Genomic DNA, 6,474 nt, shown 5'->3' with positions numbered 1-6,474 from the left:
GTTCAAGCTCGCCGCGCGCATCCCCGGCAAGGAGGAGTTCACCGAGACCCTCCGCTACTACACCCGCATGCTCGAGGTGCGCGGCGTGACCGTGCACCTCGGCCGTCGGGCCGACGTCGAGTCGCTGCGCCCCTTCGACGAGGTCGTGCTCGCGACGGGCGTCGAGCCGCGCGTGCCGTCGATCCCCGGCCTCGACTCCGGCGTCGGCCCCACCGTGCTGCGCTACGACGAGGTCGTCGGCGGCGGCGCCGAGGTCGGGCGCACCGTCGCGGTGCTCGGCGCCGGCGGCATCGGCTTCGACGTCTCCGAGTTCCTCCTGCACGACCCGCACGAGTCGCTCGAGCACTGGATGCAGCGCTGGGGCGTCACCGATCCGGCACTCGAGAGGGGTGGCCTGACCACCAAGGTGCAGGCGCCCCCGCGACGCCAGGTGTACCTGCTGCAGCGCAAGCACAGCGCCCACGGCAAGGGCCTGGGCAAGACCACCGGCTGGGTGCACCGCCAGACGCTCAAGGACTCCGGCGTCGACTTCGTCGGCGGCGTCACCTACGACCGCGTCGACCACGAGGGCCTGCACGTCACCGTCCGCTCGAGCGAGAAGGACGAGACCGGCGAGGAGCTCTTGCTCAAGGTCGACACCATCGTCCTGTGCACCGGACAGGAGTCGGTGCGCGACCTCGTCGAGCCGCTCGAGGCGGCCGGCGTGACCACCCACGTGATCGGCGGCGCCGACGTCGCCGCCGAGCTCGACGCGAAGCGCGCCATCAAGCAGGCCACCGAGCTGGCCGCGCGCCTCTGAACCCCGCATCACGAGAGAGGGAGAACACCATGTCCACCACCCCCGGACAGACCACCCAGGTCCGACTCGCCGCCCACCCGGACGGCGAGCCCCAGGACACCGACTTCGAGACCGTCACCGTCGACCTGCCCGAGCTGCAGGACGGCCAGGTGCTGCTGCGCTCGATCTACCTGTCGCTCGACCCGTACATGCGTGGCCGGATGAGCCAGGCGAAGTCGTACGCCGCCCACCTCGAGCTCGGCGACGTCGTGCTCGGCGGCACCGTGTGCGAGGTCGTCGAGTCGCGCGCCCAGAACCGCAAGCCCGGCGACGTCGTCCTCGCCTTCATCGGCTGGCAGACGCACGCCGTCGTCGACGCGCGGCAGATGAAGCGCCTCGACCCGACGGCACCGCCCTTCGACGCCGCGCCGATCTCCACCGCGCTCGGCGTGCTCGGGATGCCCGGGTTCACCGCCTACGCCGGGCTGCTCGAGATCGGCAAGCCCGCCGAGGGTGAGACCGTCGTCGTCGCCGCTGCCGCCGGACCGGTCGGCTCCGCCGTCGGGCAGGTCGCACGGCTCAAGGGTGCGCGAGCCGTCGGGATCGCCGGCGGCGAGGAGAAGGTGCGGCTGCTGCGCGAGCACTTCGGCTTCGACGTCGCCCTCGACCACCGCTCGCCCACGTTCGCCGACGACCTCAAGGCGGCCACCCCCGACGGCGTCGACGTCTACTTCGAGAACGTCGCCGGCCCGGTCGGGGAGGCCGTGCTGCGACGCATGAACACGTACGGTCGCGTGCCGGTGTGCGGGCTGGTCGCCAACTACAACCGCCCGGCCGAGTCGTCGTTCGGGTTCCCGGCGTTCATGGGCGCGGTGCTGGCGAAGAGCCTGACGGTCCGCGGGTTCATCCAGGACGAGTTCGTGCCCACCCACACCGAGGCGTTCACCCGCGAGATGGGCCAGTGGGTCGCGAACGGCGACGTCGCCTACCTCGAGGACGTCGTCGACGGCCTGGAGAACGCGGTCGACGCCTTCCGCGGCCTCCTCACCGGCCGCAACGTCGGCAAGCTGCTCGTGAAGGTCGGCGACGACCCCACCCGCTGACCCCGCCCCCACCGCTGGTCGAGTAGCGGCACGCGCGACGAAGGAGCGCCGTGCCGCGATGGAGCCGTCGCAAGAGGGGCGTAGCCGCGACGGAGCGAGACCACCCGGCAACGGCTCAGCGCGAACCGGCTCCCAGCGACGGCCTGGAGTGGTCTCGATACGCCTCCGCCAGCTCCTCCGTCGCGGCGTCGACTACTCGACCAGCGAGACCTACCGCTGGTCGAGTAGCGGCCACGCGCGAGGAACGAGCGCCGTGGGCGCGTATCGAGACCACCCGGCAACAGATCAGCGCGAACCGGCTCTCAGCGAGAACGTGGAGTGGTCTCGATACGCCTCCGCCAGCGGCGACGGCGGGGTCAGGCGGCGGCGTCGAGGCGGGCGGCGCGGCTGCCGCGGGGGACGGCGACGCGCAGGACGTTGCGCTCGACCGTGACCTCGGCGGGGGTGGTGGCGGCGATCTCGCCGTCGAGGTTCACCGGCAGCGGCTCGTCGGTGACCACCCGCACCCGGCGGGTCGTGAGGTGGTGCACCCGCTCGTGCTCGACGAACCGGCCGCTCTTGAGCAGACGCGCGATCGACACGTGGTCGGCGAGCCGCCCGCGCTCGATGGCGTAGACGTCGAGCAGGTAGTCATCGAGCGACGCGTTCGGCGCGACGGTGTTGCCGCCGCCGTAGTGCCGGCCGTTGCCGACCGCCAGCTGGAGCAGGTCGGTCAGCTCGACCGGGTCGTGGTCGCCGTCGGGGAACTCCAGACGCGCCGCGAACCCGCGGTGCTGGCGGAACGCGCCGAGCGTGGCCACCGGGTACGCGACGGGTCCCAGACGTCGCTTCAGGCCCGGGGTGAGCCGCTCGGTGACGGCGACCGACAGACCGATGGACGCGACGTTGACGAACGCGCGACCGTCGACGCGACCGAGGTCGACGTCGACCACCTCGCCGTCGAGCACCGACGCGACCGCGGCGCCGACGTCGGCCGGGATCTCCAGGGTGCGGGCGAAGTCGTTGGCCGTGCCGAGCGGCAGGACGGCCAGCACCGTCGACGTCCCCGCGACGCGTGCGGCGGCGGCCGAGACGGTCCCGTCACCGCCGCCGACGACGAGGAGGTCCGGCTCGTCGGCCGCGACCCGGTCGAGCGTCTCGACCAGCTCCGCACCCGAGTGGACGGCGTGCGCGCGCACGACGGCACGGTCCCCGACGAGCCGGGTCGCACGCTCCAGCGCCGAGGCGCCTTGCCGGGCCCCCGTGTTGACCACGAGCTCGACGACGGCGTCCGGGCGGGCGAGGAGGGTGCTGAGATCCATGCACCCCACGCTAGGAACCGTCGATGAGCGGACGATGAGGTCAGGATGTGGATGTCCTCATGATCCGTCTCGACATGCGAAGTTCCTGAGAATCCCTAGCGTGGAGGTACCGGACGCAACCGGTCCGGTACCCAACCGAAAGGAACTGTCATGGGACTCATCACGCTTCTCATCGTCGGCCTCATCGCAGGTCTCCTGGCCCGCGCGATCGTCCCCGGCAACGACTCGATGGGCATCCTCGCCACCATCGTGCTCGGTGTCGTCGGCTCGTTCGTCGGCGGCATGATCGGCGCCCTGTTCTCCTCGCGGAGCGTGCTGGACTTCACGACCAGCGGCCTGATCCTGTCGATCGTCGGCGCCATCGTGGCGCTGCTGATCTACCGCCAGGTCCGCGCGCGCGCCTGACCCGCGACCTCGAGACCCCGCACCGCTCGACGGTGCGGGGTCTCGTCGCGTCCGCGCTCCTGTCGGCGGACGCTGCCATCCTGGCCGCATGAGAGTCCACCTCCTGCGGGCGGTCAACGTCGGTGGAGCGACGCTGCCGATGGCGGAGCTGCGCGAGCTCGCCGCCGACCTCGGCGCGAGCGACGTCCGCACGCACATCGCGTCCGGCAACCTGCTGTGCACCCCGCCCACCGAGCCCGACGTGTTCGACCGTGCGCTGGAGCAGGCGATCGAGGCACGGTTCGGCTTCTTCCGGGAGGTCGTGTCGCGCTCGCCCGACGAGCTGCGCGCCGCACTCGCCGACCATCCGTTCGAGGTGGTCGAGCCCAAGCTGTCGCACGTCTACTTCCTGCTCGACGAGCCGACGCCCGACGCCGTCCGCGCGTTCGAGGCGGAGGACTGGCGCGGTGACGACGTCCGGGTGCTGGGTCGCGACCTGCACGTCCGCTACCGCGACGGCGTGGCCGGCTCGCGGATCACACCGGCGCGCGTGCGGCGACTCCTCGGGCACCACGGCACCGGGCGCAACCTCACCACGGTGCAGAGGCTGATCGACCTCGCCTAGGGTCGGGGCATGCTGCCGTTCCACCAGGTCGACGTCTTCTCCGACACCCTCGGCCTGGGCAACCCGGTCGCCGTCGTGCACGCGGCCGACGACCTCGACGACGCCACGATGGCCGCGTTCGCCCGGTGGACGAACCTCAGCGAGACCACGTTCCTGCTCCGCCCGAGCGACCCGGCGGCCGACTACCGCGTCCGCATCTTCACCCCGGGTCGGGAGCTGCCGTTCGCCGGCCACCCGACGCTCGGCACGGCGCGCGCCTGGCTCGAGGCCGGGGGCGCACCCCGCTCCGCCGACACCCTCGTCCAGGAGTGCGGGGTGGGGCTCGTGCGGGTGCGGCGCGACGGCGAGCGGCTGGCGTTCGCCGCCCCGGACCGCGCCCGCTCAGGACCGGTCGACTCCGCCGAGGTGGCGGCCGTCGTCGCCGCGCTCGGTATGGAAGCGTCCGACGTCGTCGGCGCCCACTGGTGCGACAACGGCCCAGGCTGGATGGGCCTCCTGCTGCGCGACGCCGACCTCGTGCTCGACGTCGACGGTGCGCGCGCCCACCTGCTCGGGGCGTCCGGTGCGCACGACAAGGTCGGGCTGGCCGGGCTGTACGCCGACGGCTCCGACGTGCAGCTCGAGGTGCGCGCGTTCTTCCCCGGCGGCGTCGGCGAGGACCCCGTGACCGGCAGCCTCAACGCCGCTCTCGCCCAGTGGCTCGTCGCCGACGGCGTCCTGCCCGAGCACTACGTCGCCGCCCAGGGCACCTCCCTCGGCCGCCGCGGCCGGGTGCACGTCGACATCGTCGACGACACCGTCTGGGTCGGCGGGCACACCGTCGTCGGCGTGACCGGCACGGTCACACTCGGCCACCTCAGCGACTGACCCTCGCGCGGCTAGCGTGATCCCGTGACCCGCACCTGGCACGCCCTGACCGCCGTCGTCGGACTCGTCGCGCTCGTCGGGCAGACGATCGTGTCGGCCCGCCGCGGCGACGACCTCGTCAACCTGTTCAGCTACTTCACCATCGAGTCGAACATCCTCGTCGTCGTCACGTGCACCCTCCTCGCGCTGCGACCGGACCGGGGCGGGCGGGCGTTCGGGATGCTGCGCCTCGCCAGCCTGACCGGCATCACCGTGACCGGCGTCGTCTACGCCACCGTGCTGGCCGGCAACGTCGACCTCTCCGGTGCCGAGTGGTGGTTCGACAAGGCGTTCCACTACGTCGTCCCGCTGCTGACCGTGGTGGGCTTCGTCGTCCTGCGCCCCCGGACCCGCCTCACGTGGTCGGCGCTCGGCGGTCTCACGTTCCCGGTCCTCTGGCTGGCCTACACGCTCACCCGGGCCGGGGTCGTCCGGCCGACCTTCTCGCTGACCCCGACGACCACCGCTCCCGTGCCCTACGGCTTCCTCGACGCCGGCGAGCTGGGCGCCGGGACCGTCGCGGTCACGTGCGTCGTGCTCACCCTCGTGTTCGTCGCCCTCGGCTCGGCCGCCGTCGCGTGGAGCCGGCGCGGCTGAGGGTCACGACCGGCGTGGCGGCGCGGCGAGCTCGCGCAGCGCGTGCTTCCAGGCCTCGACCACCGACGACGTGCCCGAGCGCGAGCGCAGGATGCCGGCGAGGTGCGCACCGGTGAGCAGGTTGATCGTGAACTGCACCAGGATCGGCGCGCGGTGGTGCGAGGGGCCGACCAGTCGGATGACGCTGCGGTGCACCGTGTCGTAGATGCGCTCCTGCATCGGCACCAACGACTCCCGCAGGTCGTCGTCGGTGCGCGCGGCGACCCACAGCTCGAGCAGCACCGCGAAGGCGGGCGAGCGAAGCTCCGTCCAGACGAGGTCGACGACGTCGTTCCACCCGGCGGGCGCCGACGCGTCGTCCGCCGCAGCCGACAGCTTCAGCCGGCGCTCCACCACGTCCTCGACGACCCCCGCCATGAGCAGGTCGCGGGTCGGGAAGTGGTGCAGCAACGTGCCCCGCGCGACCCCGGCGCGCTGCTGGACGTCGCCGACGGTCGCCGCCCCGTAGCCGCCCTCGAGCAGGCTCTCGTACGCCGCCTCGAGGAGGCGTTCGCGCGTGGCCACGGACCGCCGCTGCTGGGGCCTGCGGGCGGTCGGCATGGCGGCGACCCTACCCGTCATCACGGGACCTGGCACGAGACTCCAGTTTTCGGTCCGGACTTCCGTTCGACCTGACCACCGCGGTGACCCGACCTACGCTGGACGGGTGAACGGCTCGAGGACGCCCGGCAGCGCCGACGTCGACCGGCTCATCGAGGGCCTCGACGCCGACGACCAGCG

8 protein-coding genes are annotated in these 6,474 nt (G+C 72.6%); 6 read left to right on the top strand and 2 right to left on the bottom strand.

Translation table 11 applies throughout. The features are described 5' to 3' along the window. Together A6Q79_RS10680 and A6Q79_RS10675 are read left to right on the top strand one after the other, a co-directional pair. Positions 1-799: FAD/NAD(P)-binding oxidoreductase (locus A6Q79_RS10680; protein ID WP_317698159.1), on the top strand; the 799-nt coding region annotated here is incomplete at its 5' end. A gap of 29 nt (positions 800-828) precedes the next feature. Continuing rightward, entirely contained in the window at positions 829-1,881 is a 1,053-nt protein-coding gene (locus A6Q79_RS10675; protein WP_289016680.1) for an NADP-dependent oxidoreductase, read from the top strand. Positions 1,882-2,237: 356 nt separating this feature from the next. Here the strand turns inward: A6Q79_RS10675 and A6Q79_RS10670 are convergent, their stop codons facing one another. Continuing rightward, positions 2,238-3,182 (bottom strand): lipid kinase, encoded by a 945-nt coding sequence (locus tag A6Q79_RS10670; RefSeq protein WP_289016679.1) that lies wholly within the window; start codon positions 3,180-3,182, stop codon positions 2,238-2,240. A 150-nt stretch (positions 3,183-3,332) separates the two neighbouring features. Here A6Q79_RS10670 and A6Q79_RS10665 point away from each other — a divergent pair, with 150 nt between their 5' ends. The 4 genes from A6Q79_RS10665 to A6Q79_RS10650 all read left to right on the top strand — a co-directional run bounded on the left by A6Q79_RS10665 (position 3,333) and on the right by A6Q79_RS10650 (position 5,694). Further along, positions 3,333-3,587 carry a GlsB/YeaQ/YmgE family stress response membrane protein gene (locus A6Q79_RS10665; protein ID WP_067860972.1) on the top strand — a complete coding sequence of 85 codons (255 nt, stop codon included), beginning with the start codon at positions 3,333-3,335 and terminating at the stop codon, positions 3,585-3,587. Positions 3,588-3,675: 88 nt separating this feature from the next. Then, the gene (locus A6Q79_RS10660) at positions 3,676-4,191 is read left to right on the top strand and encodes a DUF1697 domain-containing protein (protein WP_067860974.1); all 516 of its coding nucleotides are present in this window, start codon (positions 3,676-3,678) and stop codon (positions 4,189-4,191) included. A 9-nt stretch (positions 4,192-4,200) separates the two neighbouring features. Then, positions 4,201-5,058 carry a PhzF family phenazine biosynthesis protein gene (locus tag A6Q79_RS10655; RefSeq protein ID WP_289016678.1) on the top strand — a complete coding sequence of 286 codons (858 nt, stop codon included), beginning with the start codon at positions 4,201-4,203 and terminating at the stop codon, positions 5,056-5,058. 24 nt (positions 5,059-5,082) lie between these two features. Further along, positions 5,083-5,694: a Pr6Pr family membrane protein gene (locus A6Q79_RS10650; RefSeq protein WP_067860978.1), complete on the top strand. Its 612-nt coding sequence runs from the start codon at positions 5,083-5,085 to the stop codon at positions 5,692-5,694. A gap of 3 nt (positions 5,695-5,697) precedes the next feature. Here the strand turns inward: A6Q79_RS10650 and A6Q79_RS10645 are convergent, their stop codons facing one another. Next, the gene (locus A6Q79_RS10645) at positions 5,698-6,294 is read right to left on the bottom strand and encodes a TetR/AcrR family transcriptional regulator (RefSeq protein ID WP_289016677.1); all 597 of its coding nucleotides are present in this window, start codon (positions 6,292-6,294) and stop codon (positions 5,698-5,700) included. Positions 6,295-6,474 lie beyond the last annotated feature (180 nt).

It is taken from the genome of Aeromicrobium sp. REDSEA-S32_B7 (assembly GCF_001626145.1).
GTDB classification, from domain to species: domain Bacteria; phylum Actinomycetota; class Actinomycetes; order Propionibacteriales; family Nocardioidaceae; genus Aeromicrobium; species Aeromicrobium erythreum.
This window is presented reverse-complemented; position numbering and strand designations above follow the sequence as displayed.